The organism is Citrobacter sp. RHBSTW-00944, assembly GCF_013615435.1.
In the GTDB taxonomy this organism is placed as follows: Bacteria; Pseudomonadota; Gammaproteobacteria; order Enterobacterales; family Enterobacteriaceae; genus Citrobacter; species Citrobacter braakii.
In genome coordinates, this window is record NZ_CP055418.1 from 2,059,297 (window position 1) to 2,082,762 (window position 23,466).

At 52.9% G+C, this 23,466-nt stretch carries 27 protein-coding genes and 1 riboswitch; of the genes, 5 read left to right on the forward strand and 22 right to left on the reverse strand.

The window, feature by feature from the left end:
• The first annotated feature begins 167 nt into the window (after positions 1 to 167).
• Entirely contained in the window at positions 168 to 503 is a 336-nt protein-coding gene (locus HV334_RS09735; RefSeq protein ID WP_003834176.1) for a DUF496 family protein, read from the forward strand.
• Between the two features lie 40 nt (positions 504 to 543).
• On the opposite strand, the gene HV334_RS09740 is transcribed toward HV334_RS09735, so the two are convergent.
• The 21 genes from HV334_RS09740 to pduA form a co-directional block, all read right to left on the reverse strand.
• Positions 544 to 1,410 carry an L-threonine kinase gene (locus tag HV334_RS09740; protein ID WP_181221588.1) on the reverse strand — a complete coding sequence of 289 codons (867 nt, stop codon included), beginning with the start codon at positions 1,408 to 1,410 and terminating at the stop codon, positions 544 to 546.
• A 92-nt stretch (positions 1,411 to 1,502) separates the two neighbouring features.
• A complete protein-coding gene (locus tag HV334_RS09745) occupies positions 1,503 to 2,717 on the reverse strand; it encodes an acetate/propionate family kinase (RefSeq protein WP_047499004.1) in 1,215 nt (404 codons plus the stop codon).
• On the reverse strand, positions 2,702 to 3,154 hold the full coding sequence (gene pduV, locus HV334_RS09750; protein ID WP_181221590.1) for a propanediol utilization protein PduV: 453 nt from the start codon (positions 3,152 to 3,154) through the stop codon (positions 2,702 to 2,704). The genes HV334_RS09745 and pduV overlap by 16 nt, the downstream gene beginning before the upstream one ends.
• A gap of 4 nt (positions 3,155 to 3,158) precedes the next feature.
• Positions 3,159 to 3,509: a propanediol utilization microcompartment protein PduU gene (pduU, locus tag HV334_RS09755; RefSeq protein ID WP_016156881.1), complete on the reverse strand. Its 351-nt coding sequence runs from the start codon at positions 3,507 to 3,509 to the stop codon at positions 3,159 to 3,161.
• Positions 3,509 to 4,063: a propanediol utilization microcompartment protein PduT gene (gene pduT / locus HV334_RS09760; RefSeq protein ID WP_003030201.1), complete on the reverse strand. Its 555-nt coding sequence runs from the start codon at positions 4,061 to 4,063 to the stop codon at positions 3,509 to 3,511. The genes pduU and pduT overlap by 1 nt, the downstream gene beginning before the upstream one ends.
• Positions 4,064 to 4,065: 2 nt before the next feature.
• Entirely contained in the window at positions 4,066 to 5,421 is a 1,356-nt protein-coding gene (pduS, locus tag HV334_RS09765; protein ID WP_047499008.1) for a cobalamin reductase PduS, read from the reverse strand.
• Positions 5,418 to 6,536, reverse strand: coding sequence for a 1-propanol dehydrogenase PduQ (locus tag HV334_RS09770; RefSeq protein ID WP_181221591.1), 1,119 nt, complete (start codon positions 6,534 to 6,536; stop codon positions 5,418 to 5,420). Before HV334_RS09770 ends, pduS begins: the two co-directional genes overlap by 4 nt.
• Before the next feature lie 10 nt (positions 6,537 to 6,546).
• Positions 6,547 to 7,932, reverse strand: a complete 1,386-nt coding sequence (gene pduP, locus HV334_RS09775; protein WP_047415486.1) for a CoA-acylating propionaldehyde dehydrogenase PduP — start codon at positions 7,930 to 7,932, stop codon at positions 6,547 to 6,549.
• On the reverse strand, positions 7,929 to 8,936 hold the full coding sequence (gene pduO / locus HV334_RS09780) for a two-domain cob(I)yrinic acid a,c-diamide adenosyltransferase PduO (RefSeq protein ID WP_141875387.1): 1,008 nt from the start codon (positions 8,934 to 8,936) through the stop codon (positions 7,929 to 7,931). Before pduO ends, pduP begins: the two co-directional genes overlap by 4 nt.
• Positions 8,937 to 8,944: 8 nt before the next feature.
• Positions 8,945 to 9,220, reverse strand: a complete 276-nt coding sequence (locus HV334_RS09785; protein WP_181221593.1) for a EutN/CcmL family microcompartment protein — start codon at positions 9,218 to 9,220, stop codon at positions 8,945 to 8,947.
• 3 nt (positions 9,221 to 9,223) lie between these two features.
• Complete coding sequence (pduM, locus tag HV334_RS09790) at positions 9,224 to 9,715, reverse strand: microcompartment protein PduM (RefSeq protein ID WP_016156875.1); 492 nt, start codon at positions 9,713 to 9,715, stop codon at positions 9,224 to 9,226.
• Entirely contained in the window at positions 9,712 to 10,344 is a 633-nt protein-coding gene (locus HV334_RS09795; RefSeq protein ID WP_181221595.1) for a phosphate propanoyltransferase, read from the reverse strand. Before HV334_RS09795 ends, pduM begins: the two co-directional genes overlap by 4 nt.
• Positions 10,344 to 10,808, reverse strand: a complete 465-nt coding sequence (locus tag HV334_RS09800) for a BMC domain-containing protein (protein WP_181221597.1) — start codon at positions 10,806 to 10,808, stop codon at positions 10,344 to 10,346. Before HV334_RS09800 ends, HV334_RS09795 begins: the two co-directional genes overlap by 1 nt.
• 24 nt (positions 10,809 to 10,832) lie before the next feature.
• Positions 10,833 to 11,108, reverse strand: coding sequence for a propanediol utilization microcompartment protein PduJ (pduJ, locus tag HV334_RS09805; protein WP_001057752.1), 276 nt, complete (start codon positions 11,106 to 11,108; stop codon positions 10,833 to 10,835).
• A gap of 19 nt (positions 11,109 to 11,127) precedes the next feature.
• Positions 11,128 to 11,478, reverse strand: a complete 351-nt coding sequence (locus HV334_RS09810) for a glycerol dehydratase reactivase beta/small subunit family protein (RefSeq protein WP_016156873.1) — start codon at positions 11,476 to 11,478, stop codon at positions 11,128 to 11,130.
• The gene (locus tag HV334_RS09815) at positions 11,468 to 13,300 is read right to left on the reverse strand and encodes a diol dehydratase reactivase subunit alpha (protein ID WP_019077098.1); all 1,833 of its coding nucleotides are present in this window, start codon (positions 13,298 to 13,300) and stop codon (positions 11,468 to 11,470) included. The genes HV334_RS09810 and HV334_RS09815 overlap by 11 nt, the downstream gene beginning before the upstream one ends.
• Positions 13,301 to 13,315: 15 nt before the next feature.
• Complete coding sequence (gene pduE, locus HV334_RS09820; RefSeq protein WP_016156871.1) at positions 13,316 to 13,834, reverse strand: propanediol dehydratase small subunit PduE; 519 nt, start codon at positions 13,832 to 13,834, stop codon at positions 13,316 to 13,318.
• Positions 13,835 to 13,848: 14 nt separating this feature from the next.
• The gene (pduD, locus tag HV334_RS09825) at positions 13,849 to 14,523 is read right to left on the reverse strand and encodes a propanediol dehydratase medium subunit PduD (protein WP_003844241.1); all 675 of its coding nucleotides are present in this window, start codon (positions 14,521 to 14,523) and stop codon (positions 13,849 to 13,851) included.
• A gap of 10 nt (positions 14,524 to 14,533) precedes the next feature.
• On the reverse strand, positions 14,534 to 16,198 hold the full coding sequence (gene pduC / locus HV334_RS09830) for a propanediol dehydratase large subunit PduC (protein ID WP_003030249.1): 1,665 nt from the start codon (positions 16,196 to 16,198) through the stop codon (positions 14,534 to 14,536).
• 18 nt (positions 16,199 to 16,216) lie between these two features.
• On the reverse strand, positions 16,217 to 17,029 hold the full coding sequence (gene pduB / locus HV334_RS09835) for a propanediol utilization microcompartment protein PduB (RefSeq protein WP_016153528.1): 813 nt from the start codon (positions 17,027 to 17,029) through the stop codon (positions 16,217 to 16,219).
• Entirely contained in the window at positions 17,029 to 17,310 is a 282-nt protein-coding gene (gene pduA, locus HV334_RS09840) for a propanediol utilization microcompartment protein PduA (RefSeq protein WP_003030255.1), read from the reverse strand. Before pduA ends, pduB begins: the two co-directional genes overlap by 1 nt.
• Before the next feature lie 525 nt (positions 17,311 to 17,835).
• Here pduA and pduF point away from each other — a divergent pair.
• Positions 17,836 to 18,645 carry a propanediol diffusion facilitator PduF gene (pduF, locus tag HV334_RS09845; RefSeq protein ID WP_016153527.1) on the forward strand — a complete coding sequence of 270 codons (810 nt, stop codon included), beginning with the start codon at positions 17,836 to 17,838 and terminating at the stop codon, positions 18,643 to 18,645.
• A 201-nt stretch (positions 18,646 to 18,846) separates the two neighbouring features.
• On the forward strand, positions 18,847 to 19,758 hold the full coding sequence (gene pocR / locus HV334_RS09850; protein ID WP_181221598.1) for a regulatory protein PocR: 912 nt from the start codon (positions 18,847 to 18,849) through the stop codon (positions 19,756 to 19,758).
• 68 nt (positions 19,759 to 19,826) lie between these two features.
• Here the strand turns inward: pocR and HV334_RS09855 are convergent.
• Positions 19,827 to 20,524, reverse strand: a protein-coding gene (locus HV334_RS09855) for an IS1-like element IS1B family transposase (protein ID WP_095033700.1) whose coding sequence is annotated in 2 segments (ribosomal slippage) — positions 19,827 to 20,275 and positions 20,275 to 20,524 — 699 coding nt in all. Because the reading frame shifts where the segments join, the coding sequence is not laid out codon by codon here.
• 343 nt (positions 20,525 to 20,867) lie between these two features.
• A riboswitch (cobalamin riboswitch) is annotated at positions 20,868 to 21,043 on the forward strand.
• Between the two features lie 87 nt (positions 21,044 to 21,130).
• Here HV334_RS09855 and HV334_RS09860 point away from each other — a divergent pair.
• Both HV334_RS09860 and cbiB read left to right on the forward strand, forming a co-directional pair.
• Complete coding sequence (locus HV334_RS09860; RefSeq protein WP_103766455.1) at positions 21,131 to 22,510, forward strand: cobyrinate a,c-diamide synthase; 1,380 nt, start codon at positions 21,131 to 21,133, stop codon at positions 22,508 to 22,510.
• Positions 22,507 to 23,466 (forward strand): adenosylcobinamide-phosphate synthase CbiB, encoded by a 960-nt coding sequence (cbiB, locus tag HV334_RS09865; protein ID WP_047357938.1) that lies wholly within the window; start codon positions 22,507 to 22,509, stop codon positions 23,464 to 23,466. The genes HV334_RS09860 and cbiB overlap by 4 nt, the downstream gene beginning before the upstream one ends.

Below are 23,466 nucleotides of genomic sequence, written 5' to 3' on the forward strand. Positions count from 1 at the left end.
GCTAAAACCATTGGTAACTGCAATGGCTTTACCCTCGATAACTCAGGTTTCAACCATGCATTGTCGATGCAGATGCAACTTGAAGTATGGCGGGCATGAAAGTAATGTTGACCCACTTTAGCCGTTGTTTTAACGAATCCGAATCTCACATTATCAGGGGTGTAAAAATGGAAACTACCAAGCCTTCTTTCCAGGACGTGCTGGAATTTGTTCGTCTGTTCCGTCGTAAAAACAAACTGCAACGTGAAATCCAGGACGTTGAGAAAAAGATCCGTGACAACCAGAAACGCGTTCTGCTGTTGGACAACCTGAGCGACTACATCAAGCCTGGTATGAGCGTGGAAGCGATTCAGGGCATCATTGCCAGCATGAAAAGCGATTATGAAGATCGTGTTGATGACTACATCATCAAAAACGCCGAGATCTCTAAAGAACGCCGCGATATCTCTAAAAAGCTGAAAGCCATGGGCGAAGTGAAAAACGGCGAAGCGAAAGCCGAGTAACGATTTTATGCTTGTCCGGGTCGCTGCCGTGCGGCGACCCTTATTGCAGTTCGACCCCGCCCGTTACCATGCGTAACAAATGCTGTTCTGGCCAGTGAATCGTAAGTTTTTTCTGCGTCAGCATCCATTTAATGTAATCCACATCATGACGATTTCTGTCCAGCATCAGTCCGACTACGCTGCCGCTGTGCGCGACGTTGACGCCGTATAAATCACATTCTTCCACCAGTGCTAATAGTGAATCAAAATCTGGCTTTGGTAACAGCAGTTGGCTGGCGATTGCGCTAAGCGTAGCCGCTTCTCCCAACCGGTAAGGATTTTGGCTAATACAGGCTTCCTGTACTTTTTCCCATGCCCGTTGGAGGGCCGCAGCTCCCGCCTGCAAGCCGGACTGACGTGGAATACGGTGATAATCCGCGGTACGCAATGTTTCAGGGCTTTCGAGAACCAGCAGATCGAGTTGAGGCTGAGCTTCACAACCAATTTGCGTGGAGGCGTTGTTATGGTCGAAAAGAGTTAGCTTACGAAATACGGTGCTGTCGGTCGGCTCCAGCGAAACGCAAAGCTGCGCCAGTGTTGGCTCGTCCAGCTGATGGCCCAGATAATGCGCCGCGGCGATGGCCGTGGCGGCAATATCCGCAGTGCTGCTGGCCATTCCTTTCGCGATGGGAATGGTTGACTGAACATCTATCCGGATATCCTGACTGAGATGCGCCGGGTACTGCCAGTGCTGTAATAACCTGTCAACCATTGCCCGAGAAAGTGGACGTTCATCTGTCAGCGGTGAGCCTGAAGTGACCTCAACGGTGCTATACCATTCGACCGGGCAGGAGACCAGTTTCTCACTGCCCAGAATCCAGCCCTGGATAAGTTCTCCGCACGATGCGGGACATTGCGCAACAGCCACGTCTTCACCTTTGTGTTCAGCAATCCTCGGTGCATAGTGTCATGGCGATCGCGCTATTACCATGATTTGCCGCAATTTGCGGTGCGGCAATATCAGGCGGGAATGCCCAATGTCACAGTTTCTGATATCGCTAAACGCATAACGTCCTGGGCTATCATCAGCTCTTCATTGGTATTAATCACCGCCACTTTAACTACCGCATTTTCCGTCTGAATAAAGGTGGCGTTACGCTGATTTTTTTCTTCATCAACGGCCAGACCTAAGAAATTCAGGTTGTGGCAAATCGCGGCGCGAGCCCGCGCTGAATTTTCACCAATTCCCCCGGTAAACACCAGCGCATCCAGACCGCCCATCTGCATAATATAGCTGCCAATAGTGGCGCGAATCCGCTCGGCAAAAAGCGTCAACGCCAGTGCTGCCTGGTGATTGCCCGTATCTGCGGCATGTTCAACATCCCGGTAGTCGGGTGAAACACCAGAAACTCCGAGTAATCCGGACTCATTGTTGAGCAATTGGTTGAGCTGCTGCGGGGTTTTGCCTTCACGCAGGGCAATCCACGGCAGAATGGATGGATCAATATCGCCACTTCGCGTGCCCATCATTACGCCAGACTGCGGCGTAAAACCCATGGAGGTATTTACCGAGTGTCCGCCTTTGATAGCGCAGATGCTGCTGCCGTTGCCCAGATGACAACAAACAACCCGCAGGGCGCTGAGCGGCACGCCCAGCTTTTCAGCAAGCTGAGCGCTGACATACTTGTGGCTGGTACCATGAAAACCATAACGACGAATACCGAGCTCTGAGTAGTAGCGCCAGGGCAGGGGATAGATGAAAGAAGGCTCATCAAGGGTCTGATGAAAAGCTGTGTCAAAAACCGCAACGGCTGGCGTTTTCGGCAGTAGCTGGCGAAATATCGCAATCCCCAACGCATTAACCGGGTTATGAAGCGGTGCCAGTTCCGCTAGGCGTTCGATTTCCGCCAGTGTTTCATCGGTTACCCGTGCGGAATCTTTGAAGGATTCTCCACCGTGTGCGACGCGATGGCCAACGCCGTCGATCTCTTCCAGACTGCTGATAATATTGTGACTGAGCAGTTTTTCCAGTAGCAGCGTTACTGCTTCACGGTGATCGGCTACGGGCAACGTCTCCTGCCATTTTTGCGCTGGTGCTTTTAGGGTGACCTGCGCATCAGACATACCGATACGCTCGATCAGTCCCTGGCAAATCATTTCACCCTGCGGCATCGCCAGGAGCTGAAACTTAAGCGAGGAACTACCTGCATTAATGGCCATTATTTTGTGAGACATGAAGGTTCCTTTGCATTCAGAAAAATGAACATCTCATCGACCCCGGTATTCTCCAGCGCGCTGGTGACAAATACTTGTTGCGCGCCAGCCTGAACTAGCCAACTCTCCACGAGAGAAATACGCTGCGGGCTGGCTAAATCGGCTTTGGTGACGAGGCCGATAACGGGTCGGTTCATCGGGCCAGTAAAACCTGGAGAAAAAGGTGACCACGGCGCGTCAGCATTGAGAACCAGCGCGATGATGTCTGCCTCACAGGCGCTGGCCAGCAGCGCGCTGTACAGGCAGCGGTTTTCGAGATATTCACCCGGTGTGTCTATCGTTGTGGGAGACCAGACAATGGCCTGGGTCTTCTGATAGTGAAGCGCCTCTCCCCGCAGGCACTGCGTGAGTGACGTTTTACCGCACTGGCTGGGGCCAATTAGCATTATGCGTTTCATGAGATTATGTCCGGGTGATGGGACAGGCGGTAAAACGCATCATTTCGCCCAGCGTCCGGGTTACCTGTTTCAGCGCGTACTCAACAGCGGAAACATCGCCTGTCAGTACCACTGCGCCGGTAAAACGGTCGAGAAAACCAATCTCTACCGCCCCGGATTTCGTGGCGATATCACAGGCGATGATTGAGGCTTCGCTGGGGGTAATCGTCAGAATACCGATTGCGGAAACCGACTCTGGTAATCCCAGTTTCTTGAACAAATCTTTACCCGGATTAGCGATAAGATGCGCCAGCGTAACCTGCTTGCCAGGAACATATTCCTGAATCATACGATCCGTGGTGGGTTGTCTTTCCATTATCCCTCCACCATCTGTCGCCACATGCTTTCATGCGGACGAGGGATGACCGAACGGTAAACCAACAGACCTTTTTCACCTGCACTTTCACTGGCAACTGTCACTGCGTTATTCACATCAGACACATCGCCAGCGACAACCATGTAGCACTTGCCGCCAATACCAAATGCCATATGGACGCGTACCAGCGTGACATTGGAGGCTTTAACCGCACGGTCGGCGGCACAGATGCAGGCCGCAACGCTCCATGTTTCAACAATGCCCACGGCCTGACGCTTATCCACGCTGTTAAGTCCACTGATCGCAGGAAGTACGCTGGCGTGAATGTTGGGTAGTACCAGACTATCAACGAGCATATCGCCAGCAAGAGAAGTTCCGGTGGCGATCGCCTGTTGTACTGCGCCTACGTCACCACCGAGCATGAGCAGAAATTTACCCGGGCAGATGGTCTTGCTGACCAGTAAATTAACATTCGCGCTTTTTAACATGGCATCGCCAGCTTCCATTCCTTTGGCAATGCTGGTGAGTTCTAAAATCCCTATAGCCTGAGACATGATTAACCTCTTATTACCGTGATGGATTGCTCAGTAATTTCGCTGACAATACCGTCAATACTGGCGTGGACAGGTGCGCCTAATGCACCGGACGGCACATCGGCAACGCATTGACCGCGAACAACGTGTTCGCCCTGCAGTACACATGGGATGGCGCTGGCACCAATATGCTGGCGTAGCAACAGCGTCGTTTTATCTGTGGGATAATCAGTCTCAGCCAGTGGCGCATCGTGATACCAGTCGCTAAGGCCCAGTTTGGTAATAAGGCGCTTCACCGGAATAAGCCGATACTTCGCCATTTCATCCTCAGGATTTAACGGCCCTTCATAACGATGGTTGAGCGCCCGTAGCTCGCGTTTAAGCATGCGGTTAATTCGCATCGGTGAAATCCCAACCGGACAGGCTACGCTTTCACATACATTGCATTCTGAACAGGTCAGGGCCGTGAGCAGTAACTGCGGTGTGGCCGCCTGCTGATAATTAACCGCGCGAACCAGCAGGTGCGGCGATAATTCATGGCCGATCAAATGTCTTGGGCACAAATCCGTACACAAACGACACTGCTCGCAAACGGTTTTTGCGACGGAAAGCACGGTGCGTTCATCCTGCATCCGCCGCTGAATCAACGCATGAGACTTTGGTAAAACCAGCAGTCCCCCGGTGGTCTTGCTGACTGGGGTATCAAGTGAGGTAATCAGGCCGCCCATCATCGGGCCACCGTTAATAAAACCGGGATCGTCAACGGTAGCACCACCGGCCAGCGCCAGAACCTCACGTAAAGACATTCCGATAGGGACGGTAAGAGTGATTGGTCTGGCGACCGCGCCGTTAACGGTCAGGGTACGACGCGTAACCGGGTATTGCTGCTCAACGGCTCTGGCGATGTTGAGTACAGTCTGGACGTTATTGACCACCACGCCGACGCTGACCGGCAGCGCGGCAGGCGGAACTCTCCGGCCCGTCGCCATCCAGATGGTCAAAACCTCGTCACCAGCCGGGTAGACATCAGGCAAAATATGTAAGCGGATCCCGGCAGGCAGAAGGGGCGTTAACGCATTGATAGCCTTTTGATATTTCTCTTTGAGCGCAATAATACCGGCCCTGGCCCCGGTAGCCGTCATGGCATATTGAACGCCGCGGATAAGTCGCTCAGCCTGAACGGCCATCAATTGCTGGTCAACTTTCAGCATCGGCTCACATTCTGCCGCATTGACCAGAAACGTATCGACCTGCGCCTGTAATTTTACGTGAGCTGGAAAGCCTGCGCCTCCGGCCCCGACAACACCCGCTGCGCGAACGCGTTCGCGAATTGTCTGCGCATCATAAAGCGTGGACTCTGCCGTCATGGCTGTCTTCATAATAATTCCTCAAGCAGTTCCTGCATGGCGCTGGCGCTGGCGTCGGCAACACGAGGATTGGTTTGCAGCGTGACATCAGCCAGCGTGGCCTGAACCATCGACGGTATACGTTGTGACCAGGCTTGCTTTCCGTCTTTAAGCGCGTCAGCAAAAGAAGGTAACGCACACTGTTTTTTGAGTAGCTCTATATGACGAATTAGCGCATTCAGTGCCGCCGTATCGTTCGCGTTATCCGGGCATAGGTGGCAGGCTTTAGCGAAACGGGCGTAGCGCTTCGCGGCCCGCGGATCGCGGGCATTAAAATGAATGACATGGGTCAGCAGCAGCGCATTGGCAAGTCCGTGGGGCAGATGAAACTGGCCGCCCAACTGATGGGCAATCGCATGATTGATACCCAGACCAGCCTGACTGAATGCCATTCCCGCGAGCGTTGACGCGTTGTGCATTTTTCCTCTGGTTGCCAGGCAGTCGCCTTTGCTGACGGCGACAGGCAGGTACTGGAAGACAATTTGTGCCGCTTTTTCAGCCAGCGCATCAGTGAAGTCGCTGGCTTTCGTGGATACGTAAGCCTCCAGCGCATGCGTTAATACGTCCATGCCGGTATTCGCTGTTATGGCTGGTGGAACGCTGACGACCAGCGTCGGATCAAGGATGGCCATGTCCGGATAAAGCGCATTATTAAATAATGGATACTTAATGCCTTTATCCGGATCGCTAATCACGCAGGCGCTGGTCACCTCCGATCCCGTGCCGCTGGTGGTGGGAATTGCAACGCAGGTTTCAATCTCAATACCGAACTGTCGGCTGAACCAGACGATGGCTTTTGCGGCGTCCAGTGCAGATCCACCGCCAAAACCAATGACGACGTCCGGTCGTAGGGACTGCATTTGCGCAATCCCTTGTACTACCGTGCTAATGGTGGGATCGGGGGTGATATCGCTGAAAATGCTGATGCGGTTATCCGCTGGCAGCGCGTCGCGCAGCTTTTCAATCAGGGGAGAACGCGCGAGAAAACCATCGCAGATAATCCAGATATGCTTATTCGTGAAGCGCTTAAGCACATCCAGGCTTCCCTGGCCGCTGTACAATCGAGTTTGCAGTGAAAAGCTTTTCATAACGGCCCCATTAGCGAATAGAAAAACCGTTTGTCAGCACGCAACGACGAGAGCGTGCGAAAGTGCGCGCAGATGTCGTTCCTTCGCCGGTCGGCGTTGCGATGGTGAAGGTGGTAAAGCCTTCACCACCAACGCCAATCCCAGCATAAGAGGGGCCATTTTTCACAAAAATGGAGGTCTGAAGCGTGCGCGCGGCAAGGTTCAGACGTGACACATTTTGCGAATGCATAATGGCGGTGTGATGCAATCCCTCTTCAACCTTCAGGGCCAACGTTAACGCGCTGTCAAAATCGCTCACCGTTACGATGGGGAGCATTGGCATCAGTTGCTCGCTGGTAACCCATGGGTCGTCAGCCTTGACGATACCTATCAGTAATCGAGGTGCTTTTGCCGGAACCGGTATTCCCGCGGCTTCCAGTAAGGTTGCCGGGCTTTTCCCTACCAGTTGTTTATTGGCTATTCCTTCTGGCAGACAAACTGCGCGCAGTTTGTCTATCTCTTCGCTATTGAGTCGCATCGCGCCAAAAGACTGCATTTGTTGAACCAGTCGTTCGGCAACGGCATCAACAACAATCAGACTCTTCTCAGCAATGCAGGGGAGGTTGTAATCAAAGGATGCGCCATTGATGATATCTTCCGCCGCCTTAACCAGGTCGGCTGTTTCATCAACAATGCAGGGAGGATTGCCTGCGCCTGCGCCAATGACTTTTTTCCCGCTTTTCATGCCCATAGCAACAATGCCTGGACCACCGGTAATCGCCAGAACTGCGATTTTAGGGTGCGCCATCATCTGCTGGGTAGCCTCAAAAGTGGGTTCTGTGACCGTGACGACAAGATTCCGAATCCCGCAGCAGCGAAAAGCAATATCTTCAATCATGGTAATCAGCTTCAGTGAGACCGCTTTTGCACCTGGATGTGGGCTAAAATAAACGCTATTTCCCGCAGCCAGCATACTGATGCTGTTGTTAATAATGGTTTCCGTCGGGTTGGTACTGGGGGCGACGGAACCAATCACGCCAAAGGGTGAATACTCGAATAACACCATGCCGCCGTCGCCGGTAAGCGCCGTGGTGGTGAGATCTTCGATACCCGGGGTATTGTCCAACGCAGCTTTATTTTTAAGGAACTTATCCTCTTTGTTGCCCATTCCCGTTTCGGCAGCGCTTTCAGCAGCCAATGAAGCAAGGTGAGGCGTCAGTTCTTCTCGCAGGGCGTTAATGATGGCGCTGCGGGTTTTCAATGGACATTGCTGATAACGCAGAAAAGCCTGATGAGCGGCATCGATCGCTTCGCTAACGGACGGAAAAATTCCATTACCCTTAACTTCTGCTTTTGCCGGTGCAAGTTGCTCACTCAAAATGTTACGAATAAGGGTTTCAAGTTCTGAAGTGTTCATTGATGTGTTCTCACGTTAATTGCCGCAATGGCCGTTTCTGCAATGTCCATATCCTGCTCAACGCTTCCCCCGCTGATGCCAAGACCCCCAAGGAGTAACCCCTCACGCCATAATGCGTACCCGCCACCGAAGGTGACGACTTTTCCCTGCATATGGCTTTCCAGACCGTAAAGCGCGGCGCCTGGCTGCACTGCCGATGTCAGCTCATGCGTGGCGGTTTTCATTGCCACGGCGGTCCAGGCTTTTTTCGGTGCCAGTTCGCTACTGACGAGTAATGCGTCAGGCATGCGCCAGGTCACCGTTTGGGTCCCATTCGCATCAACAATGCTGATGACGACCGGAACCTGAAGTTCTTCTGCTCTCGTTACCGCAGCGCGAGTGAGTTGGTGGAGTTCCTGAAAAGACAGAGACATAGCCGGCTCCCTGGTAGCTGATGTACGGATGGCTGCGAGATAACGCTCCGCCACTTTCTGAATAATGTTGTTTTGATGGGCGTCATGATCTTCTGCTCGTGCAAGCGCATATAAGCAGTCGGACAGGCGATTGATATAACGCATCAGCACGTGTCTGACGGAAATCTCGGTGGAGAGTTCGACCAGTCGCCTCTCTGCGCGGCGGGCCAGCGTGCGGGCAAAGTGCAGACGGCTGGCGGCTTCGCTGCGGCCAGGTAAAATAAAGCTGCGTAGGGAGGGGACTCTTCCCATCGCTGTATCGATAGCGGCCTCCAGCGCGGCAATTTCTTCTGAGCTGATGTAGCGCTGCTCTGGCGCTGGCTGTTCGCTTTCGCTTGCCAGCTCGGCGCTGAACCAAAAAAGCTGCAGTTGAATGTTTTCGAGTAACTGGCGGTGCTGCGGGTTTTTCGCTGCGCAAACACACAGGCTAAGCGCCGCATTAAGTTCGTCCAGCGTACCGTAAGCCTCGACGCGCGGGTGCGTTTTGCTCACGCGTTGCCCGGTAAAGAGGGCCGTTGTGCCGGCATCGCCAGTGCGGGTATAAATCGCCATAGTTCCTCCTAACGAGAAAGCGTGTCGACAATGCCGACGATAGCCAGATCGATGGCCTCATTAGGGCCGGAAAAAACGTGTCTGGCGCTGGAGCCACTGCTGAGTAATACCAGTTCTCCAGTTCCAGCGCCGACAGAATCAACCGCGACTTCATCTCCACTCACAGGGGACGCGGGAAGTTCTTCGTCCGCACTCACCCGACGTACCAGCAACAGTTTCTTCCCCACCAGTGATGGAGATTTTTGCGTGGAAACCACAACGCCTGTAACCCGTGCCAGATGCATAGCTCACTCCTGCTTAATTAATTGGACATTTCGCGTACCGACGGCGTCCTGAGCCAGAGCCGTCACGACACATCGACGACGTAGCACCAGAACGCCCCCCTTCAGTTGGGCGACGTCGGCATAGCTGAGAAGTTTGTCAGGATGCAAAACGATGATTCGCCCCAGCTCGTCACTGAACTCCAGAGGCAGACGCGCGAGTTTTCTAACGGGGATTGCGGGTAACAATCGGTGTTGTAGTGAAATTTTCACGCGGACTCCGCATGCCAGCGCTTCGTGGATCGTTACCACCGATATGTTGTCCGCGCAGCCCTCGGCAATTTGCTCCAGCAATGGCAGGTCCGCCTGCAGGAGGTGGAGCGACGAGTACTGGCAGCACAATGTCCGTGGTTCGATTTCCCGTAACTGCGCGACGCTAAGCGAGAGCGTGCTTTCCGCGCGTTTTTTTAATCGGGAAACAACCTCCTCGATAATGCGTTGCAGCAGTTCGTTGTTCATCGTGGGCTCACCAGTGTGGCAAATGCCTGCGGATTATCTGCGCCCGCAGCATTGGCTTCGTCGGTATCGATATGCATCTCAAGGCGCATATCCGGCGAAACGCGTACGGCGACGTTATCGAAAATCAGTCGACGTTCATCGCCATTAATGGCAACAGAGACTTTATCGCCATGGGAAACGCGCAGGATTAGGGCATCGAGCGGCGACATATGGATATGGCGTTGGGCGACGATTACCCCGGATGCTAAGTCCAGTTCAGCAAATGGACTGATAAGGCGAACGCCTGGCGTGCCCTCGATACTGCCTGACATCCGTAGTGGAGCAGCAATTCCCAACGTACGAGCGTCGGTACGAGAAATTTCGACCTGACTGGTGCTACGCAGTGGGCCGAGTAAGCGCACATTTTTTAACTGACCTTTTGGTCCCACCAGTGTGACGGTCTGGTCTGCTGCATATTGTCCGGGCTGCAGCAGCTCTTTTTTCTCACTAATAGGGTGATTGGGAAACAAGCGGTCGTAATCTTCAGCGCATAGATGAATATGACGATTAGAGATCCCTAGCGGAATAGGGCGCTCACGCATTTCATCCAGAACTTTGGTGACCGTTGTCTCCAGTTGCTGTTTATTCATCACGCTTCACCTCGTTTGCCTGAGTGCAGACAAAGAGAGCGCGGCTCGCCCTTTTGACGGGGGCAGGCAGGGTCAAGACACAGATTGCAGCTAATCAACTCTGCATCTTGCGGCACTTCGGGCGCTGCATGGTCCTCAGGCATCTCTTCATGTGGTACGACCGGTGTCGGGGCGGGCGCTGGCTCAGACTCCGGGGTGACGCTATGTGACAGAATGCCATCCCCTGGTCTGGATATGACTTTATGAGCCACCAGTCCATCTCGCTGGTCAGCGAAACTGACACCGGTGGAAATGGCCGCCTGGACGGAGGCCACATCCCCGATTATCTTGATCACCATCCAGCCTGAACCGTTGGTTTTTTCGAGGCCCACCAGCGTGATGGAGGCGGCTTTCGCCATGACGTCCGCGCAACTGATGGCTAATGCCAGACCACTAACTTCAAGTAATCCCAGTGATTGCTTCACGCTGTGCTCCTTGGTTGCAACGACTTATGCGGATTTAGGTAAAATGGCTTCAACGTCGCTGTGCGGACGTGGGATAACGTGGCAGGATTTCACCTCGCCAACGGCGCTTGCTGCGGCGCTTCCTGCATCTACGGCAGCTTTCACTGCGCCGACATCGCCGCGAACCATAACGGTGATAAGGCCTGAGCCGATTTTTTCGTAACCAACCAACTGCACGTTTGCGGATTTCACCATGGCATCAGCGGCTTCAATAGCGCCGACGAGCCCTTTTGTTTCAACCAGTCCCAGTGCGTTATTCATACTGCTTTTCTCCTGTGGGTTATGAGTGGCATTCCCGAAACGGAATGCCTTTAACCAGCCGCGCAGCGTTATTACCAATGCTGCGTCGAGCATGGTTATCTTGTTGATACGTCAGCGTAAATAGTGGCGCTGATGTGGGTAAGTTTTTATAGTGCACGACCAGTTTTTCGCGACTGCAGCCAATGCCAACCAGCAGCGGCGATTGGCAAGCTGCCAGCCATGCGTTGTGGATAACGTCAGTTGACGGGCTCTCCTGAATCACAAAGGGGATCCCTTCTTCTTCAATACCCAGCAGCACATCACTCCAGACGTCAGTGCATCCAGCAGTGGCGAAGATAACGATGGCTGGCGTGGTGAGATTACTTTCCATGAGCGAATGCCTTGTACCAGGAGAGAATCAGCCCTGTCGCGACCGCGTTGCGCGGACCTTCGGTGCCACGAATGTTGCCGCGCCCGGCAACCAGGCGATAGTGTGCCAGCGCATCGGTGACCAGTTGCGGAACTTCAAAGTCCAGGGATGAGCCGCCAACCAGCACCACAAAGGGAATATCCCGAATGTTCCCGGTCGGACTCACCTGACGTAGCGCTCTGAGTGCGTTGGTGACGAAAACGCGTTCCTTAGCGCTGCGGCGAATGGCCCGGACTTTCTCCAGCGCCAGTTCGCCTGGCAGTGGCACCAGTTCATCGGGTTTTACTACGCATACGCGGGCAAAAACCGTTGGTGGGAGAGGTGTAGGGAAGAACTGGACGCTGCCATCTTCGTGGCGAAGATGGAACAAGCTCTCGACTTTCGCCAGCGGGTACTTTTTGATCTCTTCAGCGAGATAACGGTCTTCCAGCCCCAGTTCACGGGCAATAATCATCGTGACCATATCGCCCGCACCCGCCAGGTGCGTGGCAATAATTTCGCCTTTCGGGTTGATGATGGAGGCATCGGTCGATCCTGCACCGAGGTCCAGAATAGCCAGTGGCCGCGTCGTGCCGGGGGTGGTTAAGGCCCCCAGAATGGCAGCTTCGGCTTCGGCGCCGCCAACCTGGACGTCAATGTTGAGCTTTTGCGTGATTTCCTGAGCAATCATCGCCATTTGCAGGCGGTCTGATTTCACCATGGAAGCAATGCCGACAGCTTGTTCCAGCGAGAACTCACCGGCTAGCCCGCCGGTCACGCTGACGGGAACCGAGGTATCGACTGCCAGCAGGTCCTGAATAAAAATTTCGTGGCTGGGTTTGTTAGTTAATTCAGCCATTGTCTGGCGCACATGCTCCAGCATGCCGCCAATATTGGTGCCAGCCTCTCCGGTGACGTTATCCAGTTTCGGGCATTCACCAACCGCTTTCATAATCGCTTCAGCGCCAGCTGCAACGTCGACCCGTACGGTACGACCCTGTGACTGTAGCTCCAGATTTCCGGCAGGAATGGCTCGTGCTTTCACATCACCTGACGGTGTTTTCACGACCACGGCAGAACGGTTGCCAATCAGCGCCCGCGCCATCGGGACAATGTTTTTAGTCTCGTCGGCGTTGAGGCCAAAAACGGTCGCAATCCCGTAAGGGTTAGAAAGCGTTTCAATGACTTTTCCTGGAATTGCGACCTCAATGGCAGCCAGCATACCTAACGGGATGCGGTCGATATGAAGGACTTCATCGACGATAGGCAGGGGGTGGGTCAGACGATTACTGACCAACACGCCATCGTCCTGCTGCAAAATAACGCCAGTTAACTGGTATCCGGCGCGGACGGAGGCATTAATCATCGTGGCGACATCGGCGAAATCAAAGGCCGATGACACCACCAGAATATAGGGCGTATCCGCCGGACGGCTGAGCAGGTCTTCCGGCGTAATAGTGACGCCAACGCCTAATCCGACGCCGCCCGGCGTTTTAGGGTTATGGCCGATCATGGTGGATTCAGTGATGATGGTTTCGGTTATCGTTTCCATCGCGACGTCGCCAATGACCGGGGTGGCTTCGTTAATACGGATTAGCGAAATATCGCTGACATTGATACCGGCATTTTTTGCTGCCAGCGAAAGTGCCTCCTGAATACCAAACACATTACGTAATGTGCCTTTAATTCCGGTGGTTTCTGCCAGCGCGCTGCCGGTGATGCTCAGTGCGCCAGACTCATCGAGGGTAGCCAGAGCGACTTCCGTTGATGAGTTGCCTATGTCAATGCCAGCTATATATCGCATGATCCTGTCCCTGAGTTAGTCGTCGCCTTTGAGTTTTTTACGCTCAACGTACAGCGCTGCCGCTTCACGAACGAAAGCTGCACAGATCTTTGCCTGATAACGATTTTCGAGATCGTCAGCGATAGCCATCAGCTCGTCTTTCGTTGAGCGGTATGGGCGCAGCGCGTTGTAGATCTCAAGAATGCGATCGTCAGGTACAGCGGTTAGCTCAGCGGCACGCTCGAAGTTCATCGCCAGTCTGTCACGTCCGGCATCTTTGGCGATTTCCGCCTGAAGGCGCAGCGTTTCAGGGGTGATGCGCATGTCCTGCGCCGTCACTTTGTTGCTCAGAACATTTTCGAGCGTGAAGTCATCCAGAGTTTTGTTGGTTGCGGTTTTTACCCACTCAGGATGTTTATTCGCGAGAGGGTAATCCGTGACTTTCGCGGTATGTGCTGATGAACTCGCCGCGGCCGGCGTCGCGGGCTCGCCTTGCAGGCTGTTCATCCGGCTCAGCACATCCCGAACCATCGATTCAATTGCGTCGGTATTCATGGAGTTATCCTTTATCAAAGCGCCACGCGCAGTTCCTGCGGGTTTTTGCCCGTCACGACGTATTTGGTCTCTTTAATGTGCAGAATGGCCGATTTCGCCTGGTACTTAGGACGAGCCATCTGGTCATTCAGAGTAGGGACCGGTTGCGGAGATTCACGCTTGGCATAACGCGCGGCGTTTTTACCGATCTGACGATAGGTTTCCAGCGTCAGAAGTGGTGCCTGAGGGAACAGCTCCAGGTTAGAAAGCGGCGGTAACCCCTGCTGGTGGATTACCGTGGTGCCTTTTGACTGGATGCCGATAGAGATCCCGGAACCGCTCAGACGGTTACCTTCCACGGCGACAAATGCCACATCGGAGGATTTAAAGCAGCGGATAACGCGCGCTTTAATGCCTTCTTCTTCAATACCCGCAATCACTTCGCGCAAGATGTTCTTATGCGGGATCCCTACGATATTGACGGTTTGCGACAGTCCAAACGCGGGACCTACGGCAATAATCACTTCGTCTTGCTGCTGGCCTTGTTTGGCTTCGCCAATCTCGGTCAGAAAGCTGTCGCCCTGCGCCGCTGCAGCCTGTGGCGCGCTAGCCGCTGTCGATGCGCGGAATGAGACGGGTTTGTCGCTGGTTTGCATTTCAGACAGTACGTCTTCAATTATCTGGCGCAGCAGCTTTTCATTGATTTCCATTTTTCACCCCTTAGCCAAGTTCGTTGGGATCAAGTGCGCCAGGGATGTTTTTGATCTCTTCCCAGCGTTCGCCTTGTAGGCGATAACCTGTTGCCGGACCGGCATAGTCATTGACGTCATTTACTGCGGATAGCACCTGTCCGTCGCCAACGATAATGGCGGAGGTATGCAGATAATCCCCGGTTAACTTGGCTTTCTGGATGTTGAGCATGTCCTGAGCGACATCGGTAAACCCGCCCTGAGCAAGGGCTTTCACCACTTCCAGACCGTTACGGTTTTTATTGATGATCTCTTGCGCAAACTTGATATCTTCAACGATGTTTCGCTCCGGCATATCTTTCGAACCGTGGGCGTAAGTCGCCGCTTCCACTTCTTCATCAGTGATTGGCGGTAATCCCATCCCGGCAAAGACGGCCTGCAGTGCACGTGCCGCTTTATTACGAATGGCGATAACGTCTTCTTCACGAACCGGACGCAGACCCCCATCTACCTTGAGGTCTCGCTGGAGAACGTTGTAGTCGTCAAAATCTTCGGCATCCTCGTTCGAGCCCGCAAACATGTTGTCGTAGTTCGGTACAGCGGAATAACCGGAAGAGATGAAGTCAGTACCCGGCAGGAACTGCATCAGCAGGCGGGCAGTACGACGCATATCCGAGTGGGTAAAGGTTTGGTCGTTGCTGGAGGCACACTCCAGATCCAGGGAGGAACAGATCAGGTTTTCAGCTAACACCGCACGAATGCCTGACGGCACAGCGGAAGGCACGCCGATGCAGCTTACTGAGCCATTTTGTAAACCCTGTACGCCAGCGGCTTTGGTGATGTAAATACAGCGGGCTTCAAGGTAAAGCATCGATTTACCTTCGGCGTAACCCATCTGAACTTCTGAGCCAGAACCGGAGGTAAAGCGCATTTTCAGACCGCGTGAGGCGTAGGAAGAGGCGAGGAAACCTTTCGACCATGGCGTGTCATCGCCGTCGGTAAAGACGGGTTCAGTACCATAGACAGAGATGGTTTCCGCGTAACAGGTGTGGCCTAACATACCGAGTTTAAGTTCGGTCGCTTCTTCCAGCGAGCACTGGGTTAATACGCCAGGGCGCCCAACCTGTGAGCCGACTAACAGCGCAATGGCGTTAAAGGGTGCATAACGCGCAACGGCAACCGTCGTTTCTTGTTCGTCAAATCCGCGCCAGGCGCCTTCAGCCGCATCAGCGGCAATCTGCACCGGATTATCTTTAACGTTAGTGACGTGCGCCTGCTGAGACGGTGTACGACGAGCACGCATTTTCTGCATGGCCATCATCATCTCAACGACGTTCATATGGGACACCACTTCGACAATTTTTGCCGGGGTCATTGCGGTGGTCAGCGGCACAATGTCTTTGCGCTTCACGTTAGGGTCGCAAAGCATATTGGCAAGTTTTACTGAGTCCATCGCCATGACTTCTTCAGCGCGCGCCAGGTTAATGCCATAGCGGGCAATGAAATGGTCAATTAAGTCAAATTCACTGGCGGATTTGCCGTCCAGTTCTGTGACTGTACCGTTGACGATTTTAATCGACGGTTTAGGGTCGTTCGGGCTTTCCATCGCAATGAAGCCTTCTTCGATCCACTCCTTAACGAAGCCATCCTGATTCACAGGGCGCTTCGCCAGTGCTTCAAATCTTTTCGATCTCATGAATCAGCCTCACTGATATCAGATGTAGGACGGACGATCGTTTTTCGGTTCTGAGCCGAGGGTCCCGAGTACGGTTTTACCGATTTCGCGGGCGGAGATAACGGCCTGACGCACAGCGCCGGAATCGCCTGAAATGACCAGAATGGCTTCGTTACTGAAGCTGGTGCCATGGGCTGGGGAGCTGTAGGCCACTACTTCCACGTTGGCGGATTTCAGCGCAGTATCAGCCATCAGGACACCAACGGATGCCGGGGCGCCGACGATCACGCCACAGGCACGGCCAATCGGTGCACCAAAGGCTTTTTCCAGCGCGTAGCTGGCGCGTGCGGTGTATTGCATCTCGATGTGACCGGCTTCGTTGGCATACACATCGCCAAAGGTGCGATCCAGTTCTTTCAGCGCAACCTCAATTCCGCGTTTCACGTCGGAAACATCGTTGCCGCCGAGAATAATCAGCGAACCGTGACCCGCGCCGCCTTTGGTATCACGTGGCAACTCAATACTGACGACTTCAGTATTGGTGGCTTTTACCGCTTCATCTGCGGCCATGATGTGCGGGCCTGCACCAGTACGCGCGCCCAGGATGCCAATGGAGCGATACCGTTTTTCAAGTTTCATTGCGTCCAGTAGGGCGCTGTCCACGTTGGCGATTACCAGACCGACGGTGTCGCCAATCGCAGTACCGACAAACTCCGTTAAACTGCAGCTTTTCTCTGCCATAGCCGTTTCTCGTGTTGGAGGATTATTTTCAGGGATAGCCTGCTGTTCCGGCGTTGCCACGCGAGCAATCACCTGCGCCATGATCTGATCAACCAGCTCATTGCTGCTCATTAGCTAATTCCCTTCGGTAAGATTTTTTCTACATCGGTGTGAGGGCGTGGGATGACGTGTACGGCTTTCACTTCTCCCACATTACGTGCTGCGGCGGCACCTGCATCTGTTGCTGCTTTGACTGCGCCAACATCGCCGCGGACAATGACTGTTACCAGCCCCGAACCAATTTTTTCGTAGCCGACCAGCATTACATTGGCTGACTTCACCATTGCATCTGCGGCCTCTATGGCTGCAGTCAAGCCTTTGGTTTCTACCATTCCTAACGCTTCTTGTTGCATAAAGACCTCGCCTGGGTTGTCCCGATGTTCATGACTATAAAAAGAAGCGAGGAAAAAGAATGGCTGACTTGAAATTGAGAGTGAAAAAATAATAGAGGAAAGGTGATGTAAAATTGCTATTAATTATTTTAACTTGTTGTTTTTAATGGGTGTGTTAAATTTTATTAATATGATTATTTAGTTATGTCAGTTCCACATTTACACTTTTTCTGGTGACATTATAAATATCATTTGCTATGCGAAAAAAATGAAATTGTGATGGTGGTTTGAAAACGGATTTCTGCTAATAGCAATATTTTATTGTTTTGAAAATGTCCGTGTAATACGCGAAACCCCGATTGTCTCTAATGTTTTAATAAAGTGTGTAGCAAGAATTTGCTATTGCGCCACGATTTTAAAGGGCAAGCTATCCGCAGAATGCCAACAATTTGCTGATATGGCCTTTTATAGTAAGCCTCGAAGTATTCTACTTGCCAGTAAGGAGTCCGCTGGTAAAGACACGAACTCTGCTTAGAAGGTGTCACAATGAACGATTCACTAAAAGCGCAATGCATTGCTGAGTTTTTGGGTACCGGGCTGTTTTTGTTTTTTGGTATTGGCTGCCTGAGCGCTCTGAAAGTCGCAGGTGCCAGCCTGGGATTGTGGGAGATCTGCATCATTTGGGGTCTGGGGATCTCGCTTGCAGTCTACCTGACGGCCGGGATTTCTGGCGCGCATCTCAACCCTGCTATCACCATCGCACTGTGGCTGTTTGCCTGTTTTCCGGGGCGCAAAGTTTTACCTTACACTGTGGCGCAGGTCGCGGGGGCCTTTGGTGGCGCTTTGCTGGCTTACTTGCTCTACGGCAGTCTGTTTACCGAGTATGAGTCGGCCCACCAGATGGTGCGCGGCAGTCTGGAAAGCCTGCACCTTGCCAGTATTTTTAGTACTTATCCTGCGGCGGCGCTCAGCGTCTGGCAGGCAGCATTGGTCGAAGTGGTGATTACCTCCATTCTTATGGGGATGATCATGGCGCTGACTGACGACGGTAACGGCGTACCTAAAGGTCCGTTGGCACCATTGCTGATTGGTATTCTGGTTGCTGTTATCGGCGCATCCACCGGTCCGCTCACCGGATTTGCGATGAATCCGGCGCGTGATTTTGGTCCTAAATTGTTTGCCTGGATGGCCGGGTGGGGAGATGTTGCGATGACCGGCGGGCGTGATATCCCTTATTTCATTGTACCGATTGTGGCCCCTATCATCGGCGCGTGCGCGGGTGCAGCAATTTATCGTTATTTGATTGGCAAAAATTTACCGTGTAATACGTGTAAGCTGGACGAAAATGAGAGCTAGCTTCACAGAAGAAGTTTATTTTTGAAAAGTAAAAACTGTTTTCGTGATCCGGTATCCTGAACTGCCCAAAAAGTCTCCCAAGAATGGGAGACTTTTGTTATGTTCAATTACGACTTTCATCAATGCTCAGGATGGCAGGGTGAAAATGAATGTGAATAATATGTTTTATTTATAACAATAAATTAACTGAGAGGTTTTATCATGATTTCTGCGAGTGCCCTGAACTCAGAACTCATTAATAAAATCGCACAGGATTTTGCGCAGGCCACCAGTCTGGCCGTTGTGGTTGTCAATATTCACGGTGATGAAATTTCTGAGCTTTTTAATTTCACCCCTTTTTGCCAGTTGATGCGCCAGCATCCTCAGCACAGTACCTGTTGTCGTATGAGCGATCGCTGTGGAGGGCTGGAAGCCTCTAAATCCGATCAACCCTGCATCTATCGCTGTCACGCCGGACTTACCGATTTCTCAATTCCGCTGGTCATTGCGGGGCACCTGGTAGGGTTTGTGCTTTGTGGCCAGGTACGCTTAAGTAACGATGTTGGTTTGGTTGATATTCTGAATGTAGATGACCGCTGGCAAGCCGATCCCGAACTGGTCAACGAGTTTCGTAATGTACCGGAAATGGACTATTCGCGAGTCATCGCCTCAGCGGATCTGCTGAAGCTCATCGTAGAAAATTGCCTTAAGAAACAACTTAATTTTGTGGTTATCAAAGATAACCCGCAGCAGTCAGAGCCGGTACGCGCTAACCGCAGCACCAATCCTCATGACAGCAAAATGAAAAAAGCACTGCGCTATATTGATGCGCATTTATCAGACGAATTGCGTCTGGAGGATGTCGCCTCTCATGTTTACCTTAGCCCTTACTATTTCAGCAAATTGTTCAAAAAATATCATGGTATCGGTTTTAACGCATGGGTAAACCAGCAGCGAATGGCCAGTGCAAAAGAGCTGCTTTGCCACAGTGACTGGAGCATAGCCAGCATTGCGCGCAATTTAGGATTTTCGCAAACCAGTTATTTTTGCAAAGTTTTTCGTCAAACGTATCAGGTCACGCCGCAGGCATTTCGCCAGCAAATAAATGTCATTTCACGTGGCGAATCCGCTTAAATGGCAATATTTTGCTATTGCCGATTTTTGATATAGGGCGCTATGCCAGTCATGGTAATGACTCCAACTTATTGATAGTGTTTTATGTTCAGATAATGCCCGATGACTTTGTCATGCAGCTCCACCGATTTTGAGAACGACAGCGACTTCCGTCCCAGCCGTGCCAGGTGCTGCCTCAGATTCAGGTTATGCCGCTCAATTCGCTGCGTATATCGCTTGCTGATTACGTGCAGCTTTCCCTTCAGGCGGGATTCATACAGCGGCCAGCCATCCGTCATCCATATCACCACGTCAAAGGGTGACAGCAGGCTCATAAGACGCCCCAGCGTCGCCATAGTGCGTTCACCGAATACGTGCGCAACAACCGTCTTCCGGAGCCTGTCATACGCGTAAAACAGCCAGCGCTGGCGCGATTTAGCCCCGACGTATCCCCACTGTTCGTCCATTTCCGCGCAGACGATGACGTCACTGCCCGGCTGTATGCGCGAGGTTACCGACTGCGGCCTGAGTTTTTTAAATGGCGGAAAATCGTGTTGAGGCCAACGCCCATAATGCGGGCGGTTGCCCGGCATCCAACGCCATTCATGGCCATATCAATGATTTTCTGGTGCGTACCGGGTTGAGAAGCGGTGTAAGTGAACTGCAGTTGCCATGTTTTACGGCAGTGAGAGCAGAGATAGCGCTGATGTCCGGCAGTGCTTTTGCCGTTACGCACCACCCCGTCAGTAGCTGAACAGGAGGGACAGCTGATAGAAACAGAAGCCACTGGAGCACCTCAAAAACACCATCATACACTAAATCAGTAAGTTGGCAGCATCACCGCCAGTCATTATAAAATGAAAAGTAGCGACAGCAGTCAATAAATTGTCATAGCGCAACAAAATATTAGTATTAGAGGGATAAACTGCACCAGTTTTTATTTTTGTGATGAGATACAGTGTCTCTGTGAATGACTTTCTTTATTCTTTGTTGGCACTTTCATTCAGAATGCGAGCATATGAATAAGTGGGTTTATGCCAGGTAATTGGTTGAATGAACCCGGCAAGATATTAAATTGAATTATTGTCATGAGGTCGTGAATTTACCTCATAACAGAGAGCTTAATTAATCAGGCTCTTGAACTGACAGGTTTGCCACATTTGTGGTAGGGAAGGGGGTGAGAATCCCCCGCAGCCCCCGCTGCTGTGATGCTGACGACCCCGTATTGACCACTGATCGCAAGATTGGGAAGGACGGGTGAGGATGACGCTAAGCCAGAAGACCTGCCTGTCAGTGACTACCAACAACTTCGGTGGGAAGTGGGTGGTTCAGATGCATACAGTCGAGAGACTGGGTATCTTTACACCCCTACCACCCTGAACAGGATCAGGGTATGGCGGCCAATTTTCACGCTTTTGTTCTTGCAGGTACCGGAAGCGGCTGTGGTAAAACCACGGTGACGCTGGGCTTGTTGAGCTTGTTGAAAAAACGCGGTTTACGCGTCCAGCCTTGCAAAGTAGGCCCCGATTACCTTGATACTGGCTGGCATACCGCGGTATGCGGCACTGCTTCCCGCAATCTTGATAGCTTCATGCTTCCCGTCCCCACCCTGAATGCTTTATTTCGCGAGCACATGAAACATGCGGATATCGCCGTTATTGAAGGCGTTATGGGGTTGTATGACGGATATGGCACCGACCCAAACTACTGCAGCACCGCCGCGATGGCCAAACAGTTAGGCTGTCCGGTTATCCTACTGGTTGATGGCAAAGCCGTTTCCACCTCGATCGCCGCGACGGTAATGGGGTTTCAGCATTTTGATCCAACCCTGAATATTGCCGGCGTTATTGTTAATCGGGTTAACAGCGAAACGCATTACCAGCTCCTGAAAGTGGCAATTGAGCGTTACTGCGCTGTACCCGTCTTAGGCTACGTTCCCCGTATGGAAGGCGTTGCGCTTCCTGAGCGTCATCTGGGTTTGGTTACCGCGCGTGAGTCGGTTATCAACCAGCAGCCGTGGCAGGCGTTTGCTGCGACGCTGGAGCAAACCCTTGATATCGACGCGCTGCTGAGATTAAGCCAGTTAGACACGCTTCCTGCGGGTGAATGGCCAGCGCTGCCCGCCGCAGACGCCGGGGCAGGGCTAACGCTTGCCATCGCCGATGACGAAGCGTTCAATTTCTACTACCCGGACAACATTACGCTACTGGAGCGCACGGGGCTTAAGATTGTCCGTTTTAGCCCGTTGCACGACACCTGTTTACCCGACTGTCAGATGATCTGGCTGGGGGGGGGCTATCCTGAGTTACATGCTGCGGCGTTGGCCCGTAATATTGCAATGCTTAACCAACTGCGGGCGGCGCACCAGCAGGGTGTCGCGATTTATGCCGAGTGCGGGGGGCTGATGTATCTCGGCAGTTCGCTGGAAGACAGCCAGGGTGATACCTGGCTGATGGCGGATATCATTCCCGGTCACAGCAAAATGGGAAAACGTCTGACCCGATTTGGCTACTGCGAAGCGCAGGCCGCGCAGCAGACGTTGTTAGCTGCAGAAGGCGAAGTGCTGCGCGGACATGAATTCCACTACTCCGATTTTACCCCTGAAACCTCCGCGGTGATGAACTGTCGCAAAGTGCGCGATGGCAAAACGCTGCAAGCCTGGTCCGGCGGCTGGCAGGTGGGAAATACCTTTGCCAGCTATCTACACGTTCATTTTGCTCAACGTCCGCAGATGCTTAACCACTGGCTGGCAGCCGCGAGGAGCGCACTATGACCATCCTCGCGTGGTGTGTTGCCTGGCTGCTTGATTTTATCATCGGCGATCCGCAGAACTGGCCGCATCCGGTGCGCTGGATTGGCAATCTGATTTCTGCGGTGCAACGGGTTGTTCGGCGTTACTGCCATAGCGACCGTGCGCTACGCATCGGTGGCGCGGTGATGTGGATTGTGGTGGTGGGGCTGACCTGGGCTGTGTCCTGGGGAGTACTGGCGCTGGCGCACTCTATTCATCCCTGGCTTGGTTGGGTGGTGGAAGTCTGGATGATCTTTACCGTGCTGGCCGGGCGCTGCCTGGCAAATGCCGCGCAGGATGTCGAGCGTCCGCTACGTGCCGGTAACCTTGCTGCAAGTCGGGAAAAGCTGTCATGGATTGTGGGACGAGATACCTCGCAATTACAGCCACAGCAGATCAATCGCGGCGTAGTGGAAACCGTGGCAGAGAACACCGTTGATGGCATCATCGCGCCGCTGTTCTTCTTGCTCCTCGGCGGTGCGCCTCTGGCGATGGCCTACAAAGCGGTAAACACCCTTGACTCCATGGTGGGCTACAAACATGAAAAATACCGCGCTATCGGTATGGTCAGCGCTCGTCTGGACGATGTCGCAAATTATATTCCCGCGAGACTAAGTTGGCTGCTGCTGGGCGCAGCGGCATTTTTATGTCGCCAGGACGGCGCGCGTGCTTTGCAGATTGGCTGGCGCGATCGCTACAACCACAGCAGCCCAAACTGCGCGTGGTCAGAAGCGTCCGTTGCCGGGGCATTAGGAATTCGTCTGGGTGGTCCTAATGACTACTTTGGCGAGCGCGTTGAGAAACCGTGGATCGGTGATGCACAACGCGACATTTCGGTAGACGACATTTCCCATACGATTCGATTGATGTGGGTGGCATCGATGCTGGCACTGGCGCTGTTTATTGCGCTGCGGTGGCTGCTGGTCGGTGTAGCCTGA

Bases quoted from the DNA above. Each gene is read 5' to 3' on its own strand.
- HV334_RS09770 (WP_181221591.1), bottom strand. From the start codon at position 6,536: ATGAAAAGCTTTTCACTGCAAACTCGATTGTACAGCGGCCAGGGAAGC.
- pduT (WP_003030201.1), bottom strand. From the start codon at position 4,063: ATGTCTCAGGCTATAGGGATTTTAGAACTCACCAGCATTGCCAAAGGA.
- HV334_RS09795 (WP_181221595.1), bottom strand. From the start codon at position 10,344: ATGAATAAACAGCAACTGGAGACAACGGTCACCAAAGTTCTGGATGAA.
- pduC (WP_003030249.1), bottom strand. From the start codon at position 16,198: ATGAGATCGAAAAGATTTGAAGCACTGGCGAAGCGCCCTGTGAATCAG.
- pduA (WP_003030255.1), bottom strand. From the start codon at position 17,310: ATGCAACAAGAAGCGTTAGGAATGGTAGAAACCAAAGGCTTGACTGCA.
- pduE (WP_016156871.1), bottom strand. From the start codon at position 13,834: ATGAATACCGACGCAATTGAATCGATGGTTCGGGATGTGCTGAGCCGG.
- pduP (WP_047415486.1), bottom strand. From the start codon at position 7,932: ATGAACACTTCAGAACTTGAAACCCTTATTCGTAACATTTTGAGTGAG.
- pduD (WP_003844241.1), bottom strand. From the start codon at position 14,523: ATGGAAATCAATGAAAAGCTGCTGCGCCAGATAATTGAAGACGTACTG.
- HV334_RS09785 (WP_181221593.1), bottom strand. From the start codon at position 9,220: ATGCATCTGGCACGGGTTACAGGCGTTGTGGTTTCCACGCAAAAATCT.
- pduU (WP_016156881.1), bottom strand. From the start codon at position 3,509: ATGGAAAGACAACCCACCACGGATCGTATGATTCAGGAATATGTTCCT.
- pocR (WP_181221598.1), top strand. From the start codon at position 18,847: ATGATTTCTGCGAGTGCCCTGAACTCAGAACTCATTAATAAAATCGCA.
- HV334_RS09815 (WP_019077098.1), bottom strand. From the start codon at position 13,300: ATGCGATATATAGCTGGCATTGACATAGGCAACTCATCAACGGAAGTC.
- HV334_RS09860 (WP_103766455.1), top strand. From the start codon at position 21,131: ATGGCGGCCAATTTTCACGCTTTTGTTCTTGCAGGTACCGGAAGCGGC.
- pduB (WP_016153528.1), bottom strand. From the start codon at position 17,029: ATGAGCAGCAATGAGCTGGTTGATCAGATCATGGCGCAGGTGATTGCT.
- pduV (WP_181221590.1), bottom strand. From the start codon at position 3,154: ATGAAACGCATAATGCTAATTGGCCCCAGCCAGTGCGGTAAAACGTCA.
- pduS (WP_047499008.1), bottom strand. From the start codon at position 5,421: ATGAAGACAGCCATGACGGCAGAGTCCACGCTTTATGATGCGCAGACA.
- cbiB (WP_047357938.1), top strand. From the start codon at position 22,507: ATGACCATCCTCGCGTGGTGTGTTGCCTGGCTGCTTGATTTTATCATC.
- pduF (WP_016153527.1), top strand. From the start codon at position 17,836: ATGAACGATTCACTAAAAGCGCAATGCATTGCTGAGTTTTTGGGTACC.
- HV334_RS09810 (WP_016156873.1), bottom strand. From the start codon at position 11,478: ATGGAAAGTAATCTCACCACGCCAGCCATCGTTATCTTCGCCACTGCT.
- pduM (WP_016156875.1), bottom strand. From the start codon at position 9,715: ATGAACAACGAACTGCTGCAACGCATTATCGAGGAGGTTGTTTCCCGA.
- HV334_RS09735 (WP_003834176.1), top strand. From the start codon at position 168: ATGGAAACTACCAAGCCTTCTTTCCAGGACGTGCTGGAATTTGTTCGT.
- pduO (WP_141875387.1), bottom strand. From the start codon at position 8,936: ATGGCGATTTATACCCGCACTGGCGATGCCGGCACAACGGCCCTCTTT.
- pduJ (WP_001057752.1), bottom strand. From the start codon at position 11,108: ATGAATAACGCACTGGGACTGGTTGAAACAAAAGGGCTCGTCGGCGCT.
- HV334_RS09745 (WP_047499004.1), bottom strand. From the start codon at position 2,717: ATGTCTCACAAAATAATGGCCATTAATGCAGGTAGTTCCTCGCTTAAG.